The sequence below is a fragment of the Streptomyces sp. NPDC059832 genome (assembly GCF_042731715.1).
Taxonomy (GTDB): Bacteria; Actinomycetota; Actinomycetes; order Streptomycetales; family Streptomycetaceae; genus Streptomyces.
In genome coordinates this window covers 95,159-107,635 of record NZ_JBHWIY010000017.1, presented here as the reverse complement: position 1 = coordinate 107,635, position 12,477 = coordinate 95,159, and the positions used below count along the sequence as shown (strand labels likewise).

Here is a 12,477-nt window from a genome sequence, read left to right as displayed (position 1 = left end):
TCTGGTGTCCACACTCATCTAACCGAGTGATGTGTGTTTAGGACACTGCCTTGACGGGCCCGATGTGTCCGAGGCCCGTCAATGGGGTCCGGCGGGGGGCGCCGGGGGCCTGTCCGGCGACAGGCCCCGGTCGGCCGCCCCCCGGCCGGGTGGACTTCAGGCCCGGCGCCGCGCGACCTCGTACAGGACGATCCCGGCCGCGACACCGGCGTTCAGCGACTCCGCGCCGCCCGGCATCGAGATGCGGACCCGGTAGTCGCAGGTCTCGCCGACGAGGCGGCCGAGGCCCTTGCCCTCGCTGCCGATGACGATGACGACGGGTCCGGCGAGCTCCGCCAGGTCCTCGACGGTGTGCTCGCCGTCGGCGGCGAGGCCGACGACCGTGAGGCCGGCCTTCTGGTAGCCCTCCAGGGCCCGGGTCAGGTTCGTGACGCGGGAGACCGGCGTACGGGCCGCCGTGCCGGCCGAGGACTTCCAGGCGCCCGCCGTCATCCCGGCCGCGCGCCGCTCGGGCACGACCACGCCGTGGCCGCCGAACGCGGAGACGGAGCGGACGATCGCGCCCAGGTTGCGCGGGTCGGTGACGCCGTCGAGGGCGACGATCAGCGGGTCCTCGCCGTTGTCGTACGCGGCGGCGGTGAGGTCCTCCGGGTGTGCGTACTCGTACGGCGGGACCTGGAGGACGAGGCCCTGGTGGTTCAGGCCGTTCGTCATCCGGTCCAGCTCGGGGCGCGGGGCCTCCATCAGGTTGATGTTGCCGCGCGCGCCGGCGAGCTGGAGCGCCTCGCGGACGCGCTCGTCGTTGTCGATGTACTGCTGGACGTACAGGGTCGTCGCCGGGACGCCGTCGCGCAGGGCCTCGTAGACCGGGTTGCGGCCGACGACCATCTCGGACGTGCCCTTGACGCCGCCGCGCCGGGGGGCGGGGCGGCGGTTGGCGGCCTGCTTGGCCTTGGCGGTCGCGATGCGGTTCTTCTTGTGCTTCTTACGGGCCTCGGCGGGCGGCGTCGGGCCCTTGCCTTCGAGGCCACGGCGTCGCTGCCCACCGCTGCCGACCTGCGCGCCCTTCTTGTTGGACGTGCGGCGGTTCCTGCGCTGGCTGTTCCCGGCCATGACCTACCTGTTTCGTTGCTTCTCAGACATGCGTGCGTATAAGTGAAAGTGTGCCGCCCGGAACGCCGGGCGGCACATGGTGGGGACTACTGGCGCGGGCCGAGTGTCCACCGTGGTCCGGTGGGGCTGTCCTCGATGACGAGTCCGGACTGGTTGAGCTGGTCGCGGATGGCGTCGGCGGCGGGCCAGTCCTTGCGCTCGCGGGCCGACTGGCGCTGGTCGAGCACGAGACGTACGAGGGTGTCGACGACGCCGTGCAGATCGTCGCCGCGGTCGCTCTCGCCCGCCCAGTGCTCGTCGAGCGGGTCGAGGCCGAGGACGCCGAGCATCGCGCGGACCTCCGCGAGCCGGGCGACCGCCGCTTCCTTGTCGTCGGCGGCCAGTGCGGAGTTGCCCTGGCGGACCGTGGTGTGGACGATCGCGAGGGCCTGCGGGACGCCCAGGTCGTCGTCCATCGCCTCGGCGAAGGCCGGCGGCACCTCGGCGGCGGGCTCGACCGTCTCGCCCGCCTTCTCGGTGACGCGCTGGACGAAGCCCTCGATCCGCGCGAACGCGGACTCGGCCTCGCGCAGGGCCTCCTCGCTGTACTCGATCATCGACCGGTAGTGCGGGGTGCCGAGGTAGTAGCGCAGCACGATCGGGCGCCATGCCTTGACCATCTCGCTGACCAGCACCGAGTTGCCCAGCGACTTCGACATCTTCTCGCCGGACATGGTGACCCAGCCGTTGTGCACCCAGTACTTCGCGAACTCGTCGCCGTACGCCTTGGCCTGGGCGATCTCGTTCTCGTGGTGCGGGAAGATCAGGTCGATACCGCCGCCGTGGATGTCGAAGGCGGTGCCGAGGTACTTGTGCGCCATGGCGGAGCACTCCAGGTGCCAGCCGGGGCGACCGCGGCCCCAGGGGGTCTCCCAGCTGGGCTCGCCCGGCTTGGACGCCTTCCACATCGCGAAGTCACGCTGGTCGCGCTTGCCGGTCTCGCCGTCGCCGGACGGCTGGCGGAGGTCGTCCAGGTCCTGGTTGGACAGCTCCAGGTAGCCGGGGAACGAGCGCACGTCGAAGTAGACGTTGCCGTCGGCCGCGTAGGCATGACCGCGTTCGATCAGGCCGCGCATCATCTCGATCATCTCGGGGATGTGGCCGGTGGCACGGGGCTCGCAGGTGACCGGGAGGCAGCCGAGCGCGTCGTAGCCGGCGTTGAACGCCCGCTCGTTCTCGTAGCCGATGGCCCACCAGGGGCGGCCCTGTTCCGCGGACTTCGCGATGATCTTGTCGTCGATGTCGGTGACGTTCCGGACGAACGTGACGTCGTAGCCGCGGTACTCGAACCAGCGGCGCATGATGTCGAAGTTCAGCCCGGACCGGATGTGCCCGATGTGCGGGGCGGCCTGGACAGTCGCGCCACAGAGGTAGATCGAGACACAGCCCGCTGTGAGCGGTACGAAGTCACGGATCTGCCGGGCGCTGGTGTCGTACAGGCGAATAGTCACGCCTCAAGGGTAGTGGGCGCGCACCAGTGCCCCGCGACCCCTTGGGGATCGCGGGGACGAGTTTGTGACCGCGGGGGCGTCTCAGATGCTTCCGACGACCTTGCGCGGGGTGATCCGGACGACCACGCGTTCGGCGTCGTCGGCGGCGGCCGAGGGGTTGAACTCCACGAACTTCTTGCCGGTGTACTTCACGGACAGCTCGTCCATGAGCTCCTCGGCGCCCTCGGTGGTCAGGGCGGCGGTGCCGCGGATCTCGGCGTACGTGTACGGGGCGGCGAAGGGCTGCACGACGACGGAGACCCGCGGGTCACGGTTCAGGTTCTGCTCCTTGCGGCGGCCCACCGCCGTCGAGATGAGCACGTCGTCGCCGTCGCGCTTGGCCCAGACCGGGGAGGCCTGGGGGCTGCCGTCGGGCTGGATGGTGACGACGGTGACGAAGACGGGGGTGTCGAGAAGCGCTTTGAGCTCTGCGGAGAGTGCGGCGGTCATGGCGTACGTCCTCCTGGTGGGGTCGGTGATGCCTCCACCCGTACCCCAACCACGTTCCGCCGCTCCCGCTTCCCGCTCCTGCCCACCGGAAGGGTCAGGGCGAGCGCGGCACCCGCGAGCGGCACGGCGGCGAGCATCACGGCCCGCGCACCGCCGAGGTCGGCGGGGGTGGCGGTGCGCAGCACCTACCCGCCGGTTCCGGCCGCCGCCGGCGCCTCGGCCATCGTGCTCATCCGCGGGTCCACCGTCCTCGTACAACACATCGCTTGCCGCACCAGCGCATGTGCAAGCGATGTGCAACAAGGTCTGGCCCCGGAGTACCGGCAGGCCAGGGCCGTGCCGGGGTCAGCCGGTGCGGTAGACCAGCGCGGTCGCGAGCCCGGCGATGCCCTCGCCCCGCCCGGTGAAGCCGAGCCCGTCGGAGGTGGCGGCGGAGAGCGAGACGGGCGCCCCCACGGCGGCCGAAAGCACCTTCTGCGCCTCGTCGCGCCGTTTGCCGATCTTCGGCCGTACGCCGACGACCTGGACGGCGACATTGCCGATCTCGAAGCCCTCGGCCCGCACGATCCGCGCCGCCTCGGTCAGCAGGGTCACACCGGCGGCGCCGGACCACTCGGGCCGCCCGGTGCCGAAGTGCTGCCCGAGGTCGCCGAGCCCGGCGGCCGAGAAGAGCGCGTTGCACGCGGCGTGCGCGACGACGTCGGCGTCCGAGTGCCCGGCCAGACCGGGCCCTTCGCCCTCCCACAGCAGCCCCGCGCACCACAGCTCGCGGCCCTCTTCGAAGGCGTGGATGTCGGTGCCGATCCCGACCTGCGGGATCACGGGCCCGGTCCGTTCCTCAGAAGCCATCGTTCGCCCTCCTGCGTGCGAGTACCGCCTCGGCCAGCACCAGATCGAGCGGCCGGGTCACCTTGAACGCCTCTTCGTGCCCGGGTACGACCACGACGGGCGCCCCGAGCTGCTCCACCATGCCCGCGTCGTCCGTGGCGCCCTCGCCGCTGACGGCGACGGCGGTGTGGGCCCGTGCGAGCGTGTCGCGGTCGAAGCCCTGCGGGGTCTGCACCGCGCGCAGCCTGGCCCGCACGGGCGTGCCGAGCACCGGCTCCGGCTCCCCCGGCGCACCGGGCTCGACCTCCTTGACGGTGTCGGCCAGCGGCAGCGCGGGGACGACGGCGGGCGCCCCGTCCCGTACCGCCTCGATCACCGCGTCGACCGTGTCGACGGGCACCAGCGGGCGCGCCGCGTCATGGACGAGGACGACGGAGATGTCCGCCGGCAGCACGTCGAGGCCGAGCCGCACGGACTCCTGGCGGGTGTCGCCGCCGGGCACGACGAGGTAGTCGGTGCGCTCGGGCAGGGCGTGCTCGTCGAGCAGGTTCTTGACCTCGGGGGCGCCGTCCGGCGGTGCGACGACGACGACCAGGGAGACGGCACGGGACGCCGCCATGGCCCGAACCGCATGGATGAGCATGGGCGTCCCGCCCAGCGCGCGGAGCGCCTTGGGGGCGCCCGGACCGAGCCGTACACCGCGGCCGGCCGCGGGAATCACGGCGGCAGTGCGGTACGGACGCGATTGATCAGACATCGGTTGCACTCCGAAGCTTCGGCATGTTTGTTTCCACGGCCGACATGGGTATGGCCACAAGCGAGCCGGGCGCCATGCCATGACTCGACCGGGCCCTTTCCGTGACACCCGGTCGAAGTCGGACAAGCCGCACCGGTCGCTCGGGATCGGCTGCACAAGATCGCGAGCAACGTATCGGGGGTATCGCCGATGAAGCCAACGCATCGGTGAGTCGGAACGTAATCCGGACAGGCTGCGCAGAAATCCAGACATGCCGCGGCCTGATATGGACATGCCGCGGCGCCCGACGACATACCGTGAATACGGTTGTCAGCGGGCACCGCGGCACATTGATTACGACCGGCACGAGCCGGTTCAGGACGCGAGAACCTCGTCGAGCAGAGCCTCGGCCTTGTCTTCGTTCGTGTTCTCCGCGAGAGCGAGCTCGCTCACCAGAATCTGGCGAGCCTTGGCGAGCATGCGCTTCTCACCTGCGGAGAGTCCACGCTCGCGCTCACGACGCCACAGGTCGCGGACCACTTCGGCGACCTTGATGACATCGCCGGAGGCGAGCTTCTCGAGATTTGCCTTGTAGCGCCGGGACCAGTTCGTCGGCTCTTCGGCATACGGCGCGCGAAGCACCTCGAAGACCCGGTCCAGCCCCTCCTGCCCGACCACGTCGCGCACACCCACGAACTCCGCATTGTCCGCCGGCACACGAACCGTCAAGTCGCCCTGGGCGACCTTGAGCACCAAGTAGGTCTTGTCCACGCCTTTGATCTGGCGAGTTTCGATAGCCTCGATCAGCGCGGCCCCGTGATGGGGATAGACCACGGTGTCGCCAACCTTGAACGTCATGTGACAGGTACCCCTTCCGTGGCTATCAAGCGTAACACGAGAACTGCTTCTCCTGAATGGCGTTTTCGCAGGTCAGGGCATATCTCGGGGCTTGACAACAGCAACACGCACGTGCTGCGGAAGGCTCACGGGGGACGGTATTCGCAGGTCGGAGCCGTTGTGCGGGCAGGGCGAAACACACACGTCTCACACATCTGAACCACCCCACGAAGGGGCCGAACGTCCCGTTTTGCCGGGTTCCAGATGATGAACTTTCCGTACTCCGTTCGGAGATCGATCACCCGTACGGCGGTAAGTGCCGTTGATCAATGGAATTGATCAGCGGCCCGGCGTGATCGGTTATGCGCACGGAATGCGCCACGCCCCATGAATTGATCACCGGCGATATGTGAACGGCATGTGTCGACCCGTTTCGGCATGCGCGGCCCGCAGGCCTTTGCCGGGCCCGCACGCCCGGCCCGCACGCCCGCCGGGGATTACGGGACAGGGCCTAGGGGCGGGTCGGGTGCGGGGCGGGCGGGGCGGCTCGGTAGCCTAAGGCCGCTGACACACCCTTAGGGCGGCTTTACGTCGCTCCCCTCCCGTCCGCAGTCCGACACGTTCAAGGAGTTGCCGCCGCCGTGAGCCGCAGCCTTCGACACGGCGCCCTCGCCGCCACCGCCATCGTGTTCTCGATCGCCTCGCTCGCCGCGTGCGGTGCGGGCAATGACGCAGCGACGCTCAAGGTCAGGCCGGACACCGCTGCCACCACCATCGGTGACATCAGCGTCCAGAACGCGAACGTCGTCACCCAGCCCGAGCGCACCGCCGAGGGCCCGGCCGTCGTCGCCGCGACGCTGTTCAACAACGGCACGAAGGCGCAGACCCTGGAGGCCGTCACGCTGCCGGGTTCGAGCGCCTCGGTGCAGCTGCACGCCGCCAAGGGCGCCGGACCGGTCGTGGTCCCGGCCGGCGGCTCGGTGGTCCTCGGCGGCAAGGGCAACGCCTCCGCCGTGATCGAGAACGGCCGCGAGGCCGCCCAGGCGGGCAATGTGCAGCCCGTCGTCTTCAAGTTCAGCTCGACCGGCGAGATCCCGCTCGGCGCGTTCGTCGTGCCGGCGACGAGCTACTTCACGGACTCCGGCCCGAGCACGCTGCCGGCGCCGAAGGAGTCGCCCGGGGCGACGCCGACCGGTTCCGCGACCGCCGGCGCGCCGGGCGGCGCACCGGCGGATTCTGCGGATTCGGCGAGCGACACGACCGACCCGACCGACGCCGCGTCCGCCTCGACCGAGGCCCGCTGACCGCACGCGGGACAGCGACACGCGGAGACGCGAACGGCGGAGGGCGCCCCCGAAAGGGAGGCGCCCTCCGCCGTTCGCGTACCTGACGGTTTACGGCTCGAACTTGTACCCCAGGCCCCGCACCGTCACCAGGAAGCGCGGAGCGCCCGGGTCGGGCTCGATCTTGGCGCGCAGCCGCTTGACGTGGACGTCGAGGGTCTTGGTGTCGCCCACGTAGTCCGCGCCCCACACCCGGTCGATCAGCTGCATGCGGGTCAGGACCCGGCCCGCGTTGCGCAGCAGCATCTCCAGCAGGTCGAACTCCTTGAGCGGGAGGTCGACCTTGCCGCCGGCGACCGTGACGACGTGACGGTCCACGTCCATCCGGACCGGGCCCGCCTCCAGGGCGGCCGGCGTGACCTCCTCCGGCTCGCCGCGGCGGCGCAGCACCGCGCGGATGCGGGCGACCAGCTCCCGCGAGGAGAACGGCTTGGTCACGTAGTCGTCGGCTCCTATTTCCAGGCCGACGACCTTGTCGATCTCGCTGTCCTTCGCCGTGACCATGATCACTGGGACATTGGACCTGCTGCGCAGCTGACGGCAGACCTCCGTGCCGGGCAGGCCCGGCAGCATCAGGTCGAGCAGCACGAGGTCGGCGCCGTTGCGCTCGAACTCGTCCAGCCCGTCCGGGCCCGTGGCCGCGATGGCGACCTCGAAGCCTTCCTTGCGGAGCATGTAGGACAGGGCGTCGCTGAAGGATTCCTCATCCTCGACGACGAGCACTCGGGTCACGGAAGGACCTCCGGGGCAGGGAATGATTCAAGGGTTTCGGGGTGAGCGGGTCCACGGGTGCCCTCGTCGCCGTTGACGACGGGCGGTCCGCCCGAGCTGCGGTCCCGTTCCCGTACGGAGCCCGCTTCGGGCAGCCGCAGGGTGAAGGTGGAGCCCTGGCCCTCCGAGCTCCAGACGGTGACCTCCCCGCCGTGCGAGGCGGCCACGTGCTTCACGATGGCGAGGCCGAGGCCGGTGCCACCGGTGGCCCGTGAGCGGGCCGGGTCGACGCGGTAGAAGCGTTCGAAGACCCGCTCGCGGTCCTTCTCCGAGATGCCGATGCCCTGGTCGGTCACGGCTATCTCGATCTGGTCCCCGCCGGGCACGGACAGTCGCCTGGCGGCGATGCCCACTCGGGTGCGGGCGGGGCTGTAGTTGACGGCGTTCTCGACGAGGTTGCCGAGCGCCGCGGCGAGCTGGCCGCGGTTGCCCCAGATACGGAGCTCCGCGGTGCCGCCCGCCGCCATGGTGATCTGCTTCGAGCCGGCCTGCTGGCGGCAGCGGTCGATGGCCTCGGCCACCAGCTCGTCCACCCGGACCGGCTCGGCGTCCTCCAGCGGGTCGTCGTTCTGCACCCGCGAGAGGTCGATGATCTCCTGTACGAGGTTGGTCAGCCGGGTCGCCTCGATCTGCATCCGGCCCGCGAACCGCTCCACCGCCTCCGGGTCGTCGGAGGCGTCCATCACGGCCTCGGAGAGCAGCGAGAGCGCGCCGACCGGGGTCTTGAGCTCATGGCTGACATTGGCGACGAAGTCGCGCCGTACCGCTTCTATCCGGCGGGCCTCGGTGAGGTCCTCGACCAGCAGGAGCACCAGCCGGGAGCCGAGCGGGGCGACCCGGGCGGAGACCGCGAGGGCCTCGCCACGGCCCGTACCGCGCCGGGGAAGGTCCAGCTCGACCTGGCGTATCTCACCGTCCCGGCGGGTGTCCCTGGCCATGTTCAGCATCGCGTCGACGGCGAGCCGTCCGCCCCTGACCAGTCCCAGCGCATAGGCGGCGGAGCTGGCCTTGACCACGCTGTCGCTCTCGTCGAGCACGACCGCCGAGGAGCTGAGCACGGACAGGACCGTGTCCACCCCGGGCGGCAGGGGTGCGTTGCTGTCGGGCCGCATGGAGGTTCGCGTCGGCTTCTTCTGGTCGCGCTCGCTCCAGCGGAACGCAAGCATGGCGATCACGCCGGTACATGCACCGCCGATCGCCGCAGCTGCGGCGACTGCCGCGTTCACGTCCATACGTCAAGGTTATGCGGGTCCGGGAGGACTCTCCCAGCCATCCGAGTGCGTATCCGAACACTCGTCGCCCAGAGTTCACCGAGGAGCAAGGGTTGGTTCACTTGGGCGGCCGGAAGCCGACGCGTACGCCACTCAGGGTGGCAGCGTGGGGTTCGCACCTGGCCCCGGCCTTAAGAAGAGGACTGGAGAGGGACTTCCATGCGTGACGCGTACCACGAGGAACTCGACTCGATCGGCGAAGGGCTGGTCGAGATGGCCCGTCTCGTCGGGTCGGCGATCGGCCGGGCGACGACGTCCATGCTCGATGCCGATCTCAAGCTCGCGGAGAGCGTGATCGCCGCCGACCAGAAGGTCGACGACCTTCAGCACGACCTGGAGGCGCGGGCCATCGCCCTGCTCGCGCGTCAGCAGCCCGTGGCGACGGATCTGCGCATCGTGGTCACCTCCCTGCGGATGAGCGCCGACCTGGAGCGCTCGGGCGACCTCGCCCAGCACGTCGCCAAGCTGACCCGGCTGCGGTTCCCGCAGTCGGCGGTGCCGCACGACCTGCACGCCACCATCCTGGAGATGGGGCAGCTGGCGCAGCGCCTGATGGCCAAGGCCGCCGAGGTGATCATCACCAAGGACGTCGATCTGGCGCTCCAGCTGGAGCAGGACGACGACGAGATGGACCTGCTGCACCGCACGCTGTTCCAGCACCTGATGGACGACCGCTGGAAGCACGGCATCGAGACCGCTGTCGACGTGACCCTGCTCGGCCGCTACTACGAGCGCTTCGCGGACCACGCGGTGTCGGTCGCCAAGCGGGTCGTCTACCTGGTGACGGGCGAGCACGCCGACGAGATCCAGCAGCAGACGCCGGTGGAGGGCGCGTAATCGCGTCATCGCACGGCGCGCATGGGCGTGCGTGGGCGCATCCGGTCGCACAAATGTCTCTGCGTATGTGCGCCGTTGATGCGCCCGCCGGGGTGGGCATGAAATGGGGTGGGGCGGCACGCCTTGTACGTACGCCCCGGTCGTACGCGCGTCGTTGTGGCGTACGGCCCTGTCGTACGCCTTGAGGAGGAACCATGGCCGATTCCCCCACTACCGACCCCCAGCAGGAGGCACCCGCCGAAGTGGTGCACCTGACCCTGCTCGGCGCCTGCGGCTGCGGCTCGGGCTGCGGCTGCGGCTGCCAGTCCGGTGCCCCGTGCCAGTGCGGTGGCTGCTGCGGCTGACGGGCCGCCACGGAATACCGGCGGTGCCCCGCGCGGAGCCGATCCGCTCCGCGCGGGGCGCCGCCGTGTGCGGTGCGGCGGCTCTCAGCCCGTCCGCTCGACGGCGGCCTCGGCTCCGGAAGCGGGCTCTGCCCCGCCGCTCTCCGCGACCCGGCTACCCTCGGACGCCGCCCCGTCCGCCCCCGGCAGGTTCCGCATCAGCAGCCAGTACCCCAGCGCGGCCCCGGTACCCAGGACGGCGCACGCGCCCCACAGCCACTGCGCCCCGAAACGGTCGATCACCAGGCCCGACATCAGCGGCGCGATCAGCGCGGCGGCGGACCACGACATCGTGTACATGCCCTGGTAGCGGCCACGGCCCCGGGCGGGCGACAGCCGGACGACCAGACTGCTCTGGATCGGCGAGTTGACGATCTCGGCGACCGTCCAGACGCAGATGGTCAGCGCGTAGACCGCGACCGACCCGGCGAACGCGGTCAGTCCGAATCCGTATCCCGCCAGCAGCGACGACACGAGGAGCAGCCGGCGCGGATCGCGGTGCTGGATGAAGCGGGTGACGGGGATCTGGAGCACCACGATCAGCACCCCGTTGACGGCGACCGCGGTACCGAAGTCGGAGCTGGAGAACCCGTCCGCCCCCATGGCCACCGGCAGCCCCACGTACCCCTGCTGGAAGATCAGGGCGATGACGAAGGACAGCCCGACGACGCTCATGAACCTTCCGTCGCGCAGCACGGTCGAGAGCCGGACCTCCTCCGCACCGTCGTCGACCGTGCGTCCGGACACCACCGGCTTCTCCGGCCGCGTCTCGGGCACCTTCATGAAGACGACGACGGCGCAGGCCAGCGTCATCGCGGCCTCGCCGAGGAACCCGGCGAGATAGCTGTACTCGGCGACGAACCCGGCACCGGCCGACGAGACGGCGAAGCCGAGGTTGATGGCCCAGTAGTTGAGCGAGAAGGCCCGCACCCGGTCCTCTGGCCGGACGATGTCGGCCATCATCGCCTGCACGGCGGGCCGCGACGCGTTGCTGGCCATGCCGACGACGAAGGCGACCGCCGCAATCGCCACCGGATGGACCATGAATCCGAGCACGGCCACGGACGCGGCCGTCGACGTCTGCGCGATGAGCATGGTGGGCCGGCGGCCGAGCCGGTCGGTCATCACCCCCGCCCCGAGCGAGGAGACGACCCCGCCGAGCCCGTGCAGCGCGGCGACCAGACCGGCGTACGAGGCCGAGTAGCCCCGGTCCAGGGTCAGGTAGAGCGCCATGAACGTGGCGACGAACCCGCCGAGGCGGTTGACCAGCGTGCTGGTCCACAGCCACCAGAACTGCCTGGGGAGCCCGGACACGGATTCGCGTGCGGCCCGTCTGAGACCGGCGACAGACATACGGAATCCCCCCAGGGAAGTACGGAACGGACATCATCGGTAAGAGGCCCGGTGGCTTTCCGTACGTTACGAATCCCGGATTCCGCTCCGCCAGTCAATTGACGTCTGCCGTCAATCGTCCGCTCCCGGCCGTCCGCTCCGACCGCCCTGTCCGCCCTGTGACCGGCCGCGCGGCGCCCGTACGGGTTCGATTACGCTCGGGCCCATGGCCGACGCACCGTACAAGCTGATCCTCCTCCGCCACGGCGAGAGCGAATGGAACGCGAAGAACCTGTTCACCGGCTGGGTGGACGTCAACCTCACGGAGAAGGGCGAGAAGGAGGCAGTCCGCGGCGGTGAGCTGCTCAAGGACGCCGGTCTGCTCCCCGATGTCCTCCACACCTCCCTCCAGAAGCGCGCCATCCGCACCGCGCAGCTCGCGCTGGAGTCCGCGGACCGCCACTGGATCCCCGTCCACCGCTCCTGGCGGCTGAACGAGCGCCACTACGGCGCCCTCCAGGGCAAGGACAAGGCGCAGACGCTCGCCGAGTTCGGCGAGGAGCAGTTCATGCTCTGGCGCCGCTCCTACGACACCCCGCCGCCCGCCCTGGAGGACGGCACCGAGTTCTCGCAGAGCGACGACCCGCGCTACGCGACGATCCCGCCGGAGCTGCGCCCGCGCACCGAGTGCCTCAAGGACGTCGTCGTCCGCATGCTGCCGTACTGGTACGACGACATCGTCCCGGACCTCCTCGACGGCAGGACCGTCCTGGTCGCCGCCCACGGAAACAGCCTCCGGGCCCTGGTCAAGCACCTCGACGGCATCTCCGACGCCGACATCTCGGGCCTGAACATCCCGACCGGCATCCCGCTCGTCTACGAGCTGGACGCCGACTTCCGCCCGTTGAAGCCGGGCGGCACGTACCTCGACCCGGACGCGGCGAAGGCCGCCATCGAGGCCGTGAAGAACCAGGGCAAGAAGTAGCCCGGAACGATCAAGCCCCCTGCCTGCGGACGCTCCGCGGGCAGGGGGCTTGTCACTGCGCT

General features: G+C 70.3%; 14 protein-coding genes. 4 read left to right on the top strand and 10 right to left on the bottom strand.

Annotated elements, in window-relative coordinates; all coding sequences use genetic code 11:
• Nucleotides 1-156: 156 nt before the first annotated feature.
• The 7 genes from rlmB to ACFV8T_RS27515 form a co-directional block, all read right to left on the bottom strand.
• Nucleotides 157-1,113 carry a 23S rRNA (guanosine(2251)-2'-O)-methyltransferase RlmB gene (gene rlmB, locus ACFV8T_RS27545; protein ID WP_385332416.1) on the bottom strand — a complete coding sequence of 319 codons (957 nt, stop codon included), beginning with the start codon at nt 1,111-1,113 and terminating at the stop codon, nt 157-159.
• Nucleotides 1,114-1,199: 86 nt separating this feature from the next.
• Nucleotides 1,200-2,603 (bottom strand): cysteine--tRNA ligase, encoded by a 1,404-nt coding sequence (gene cysS, locus ACFV8T_RS27540; protein WP_385332413.1) that lies wholly within the window; start codon nt 2,601-2,603, stop codon nt 1,200-1,202.
• 81 nt (nt 2,604-2,684) lie between these two features.
• Nucleotides 2,685-3,092: a PPOX class F420-dependent oxidoreductase gene (locus ACFV8T_RS27535; protein ID WP_385332410.1), complete on the bottom strand. Its 408-nt coding sequence runs from the start codon at nt 3,090-3,092 to the stop codon at nt 2,685-2,687.
• Complete coding sequence (locus ACFV8T_RS27530) at nt 3,089-3,277, bottom strand: hypothetical protein (protein ID WP_385332407.1); 189 nt, start codon at nt 3,275-3,277, stop codon at nt 3,089-3,091. The genes ACFV8T_RS27535 and ACFV8T_RS27530 overlap by 4 nt, the downstream gene beginning before the upstream one ends.
• 160 nt (nt 3,278-3,437) lie before the next feature.
• Complete coding sequence (ispF, locus tag ACFV8T_RS27525; RefSeq protein WP_266416132.1) at nt 3,438-3,941, bottom strand: 2-C-methyl-D-erythritol 2,4-cyclodiphosphate synthase; 504 nt, start codon at nt 3,939-3,941, stop codon at nt 3,438-3,440.
• Nucleotides 3,931-4,677, bottom strand: a complete 747-nt coding sequence (ispD, locus tag ACFV8T_RS27520; RefSeq protein WP_385332404.1) for a 2-C-methyl-D-erythritol 4-phosphate cytidylyltransferase — start codon at nt 4,675-4,677, stop codon at nt 3,931-3,933. Before ispD ends, ispF begins: the two co-directional genes overlap by 11 nt.
• Nucleotides 4,678-5,031: 354 nt before the next feature.
• A complete protein-coding gene (locus ACFV8T_RS27515; RefSeq protein WP_006380568.1) occupies nt 5,032-5,514 on the bottom strand; it encodes a CarD family transcriptional regulator in 483 nt (160 codons plus the stop codon).
• 620 nt (nt 5,515-6,134) lie between these two features.
• On the opposite strand from ACFV8T_RS27515, the gene ACFV8T_RS27510 reads away from it, so the two are divergent.
• Nucleotides 6,135-6,797: a DUF461 domain-containing protein gene (locus ACFV8T_RS27510; protein ID WP_385332401.1), complete on the top strand. Its 663-nt coding sequence runs from the start codon at nt 6,135-6,137 to the stop codon at nt 6,795-6,797.
• Between the two features lie 90 nt (nt 6,798-6,887).
• Here ACFV8T_RS27510 and ACFV8T_RS27505 read toward each other — a convergent pair whose 3' ends face one another.
• Both ACFV8T_RS27505 and ACFV8T_RS27500 read right to left on the bottom strand, forming a co-directional pair.
• Nucleotides 6,888-7,568 (bottom strand): response regulator transcription factor, encoded by a 681-nt coding sequence (locus ACFV8T_RS27505; protein ID WP_072487966.1) that lies wholly within the window; start codon nt 7,566-7,568, stop codon nt 6,888-6,890.
• On the bottom strand, nt 7,565-8,839 hold the full coding sequence (locus tag ACFV8T_RS27500) for a sensor histidine kinase (protein ID WP_385332398.1): 1,275 nt from the start codon (nt 8,837-8,839) through the stop codon (nt 7,565-7,567). The genes ACFV8T_RS27505 and ACFV8T_RS27500 overlap by 4 nt, the downstream gene beginning before the upstream one ends.
• 198 nt (nt 8,840-9,037) lie before the next feature.
• Here ACFV8T_RS27500 and phoU point away from each other — a divergent pair, with 198 nt between their 5' ends.
• Together phoU and ACFV8T_RS27490 are read left to right on the top strand one after the other, a co-directional pair.
• Nucleotides 9,038-9,715 carry a phosphate signaling complex protein PhoU gene (gene phoU / locus ACFV8T_RS27495; protein WP_383772493.1) on the top strand — a complete coding sequence of 226 codons (678 nt, stop codon included), beginning with the start codon at nt 9,038-9,040 and terminating at the stop codon, nt 9,713-9,715.
• 194 nt (nt 9,716-9,909) lie between these two features.
• Nucleotides 9,910-10,059 (top strand): hypothetical protein, encoded by a 150-nt coding sequence (locus ACFV8T_RS27490; protein ID WP_177328251.1) that lies wholly within the window; start codon nt 9,910-9,912, stop codon nt 10,057-10,059.
• An 84-nt stretch (nt 10,060-10,143) separates the two neighbouring features.
• On the opposite strand, the gene ACFV8T_RS27485 is transcribed toward ACFV8T_RS27490, so the two are convergent.
• Nucleotides 10,144-11,451, bottom strand: coding sequence for an MDR family MFS transporter (locus ACFV8T_RS27485; protein WP_385332395.1), 1,308 nt, complete (start codon nt 11,449-11,451; stop codon nt 10,144-10,146).
• Nucleotides 11,452-11,656: 205 nt separating this feature from the next.
• On the opposite strand from ACFV8T_RS27485, the gene ACFV8T_RS27480 reads away from it, so the two are divergent.
• Nucleotides 11,657-12,415: a phosphoglyceromutase gene (locus ACFV8T_RS27480; protein ID WP_266416147.1), complete on the top strand. Its 759-nt coding sequence runs from the start codon at nt 11,657-11,659 to the stop codon at nt 12,413-12,415.
• Nucleotides 12,416-12,477 lie beyond the last annotated feature (62 nt).

Coding starts and splice junctions, on each gene's coding strand:
- rlmB (WP_385332416.1), bottom strand. CDS start 1,113: ATGGCCGGGAACAGCCAGCGCAGGAACCGCCGCACGTCCAACAAGAAG.
- ACFV8T_RS27535 (WP_385332410.1), bottom strand. CDS start 3,092: ATGACCGCCGCACTCTCCGCAGAGCTCAAAGCGCTTCTCGACACCCCC.
- ispF (WP_266416132.1), bottom strand. CDS start 3,941: ATGGCTTCTGAGGAACGGACCGGGCCCGTGATCCCGCAGGTCGGGATC.
- ispD (WP_385332404.1), bottom strand. CDS start 4,677: ATGTCTGATCAATCGCGTCCGTACCGCACTGCCGCCGTGATTCCCGCG.
- ACFV8T_RS27515 (WP_006380568.1), bottom strand. CDS start 5,514: ATGACGTTCAAGGTTGGCGACACCGTGGTCTATCCCCATCACGGGGCC.
- ACFV8T_RS27500 (WP_385332398.1), bottom strand. CDS start 8,839: ATGGACGTGAACGCGGCAGTCGCCGCAGCTGCGGCGATCGGCGGTGCA.
- phoU (WP_383772493.1), top strand. CDS start 9,038: ATGCGTGACGCGTACCACGAGGAACTCGACTCGATCGGCGAAGGGCTG.
- ACFV8T_RS27490 (WP_177328251.1), top strand. CDS start 9,910: ATGGCCGATTCCCCCACTACCGACCCCCAGCAGGAGGCACCCGCCGAA.
- ACFV8T_RS27485 (WP_385332395.1), bottom strand. CDS start 11,451: ATGTCTGTCGCCGGTCTCAGACGGGCCGCACGCGAATCCGTGTCCGGG.
- ACFV8T_RS27480 (WP_266416147.1), top strand. CDS start 11,657: ATGGCCGACGCACCGTACAAGCTGATCCTCCTCCGCCACGGCGAGAGC.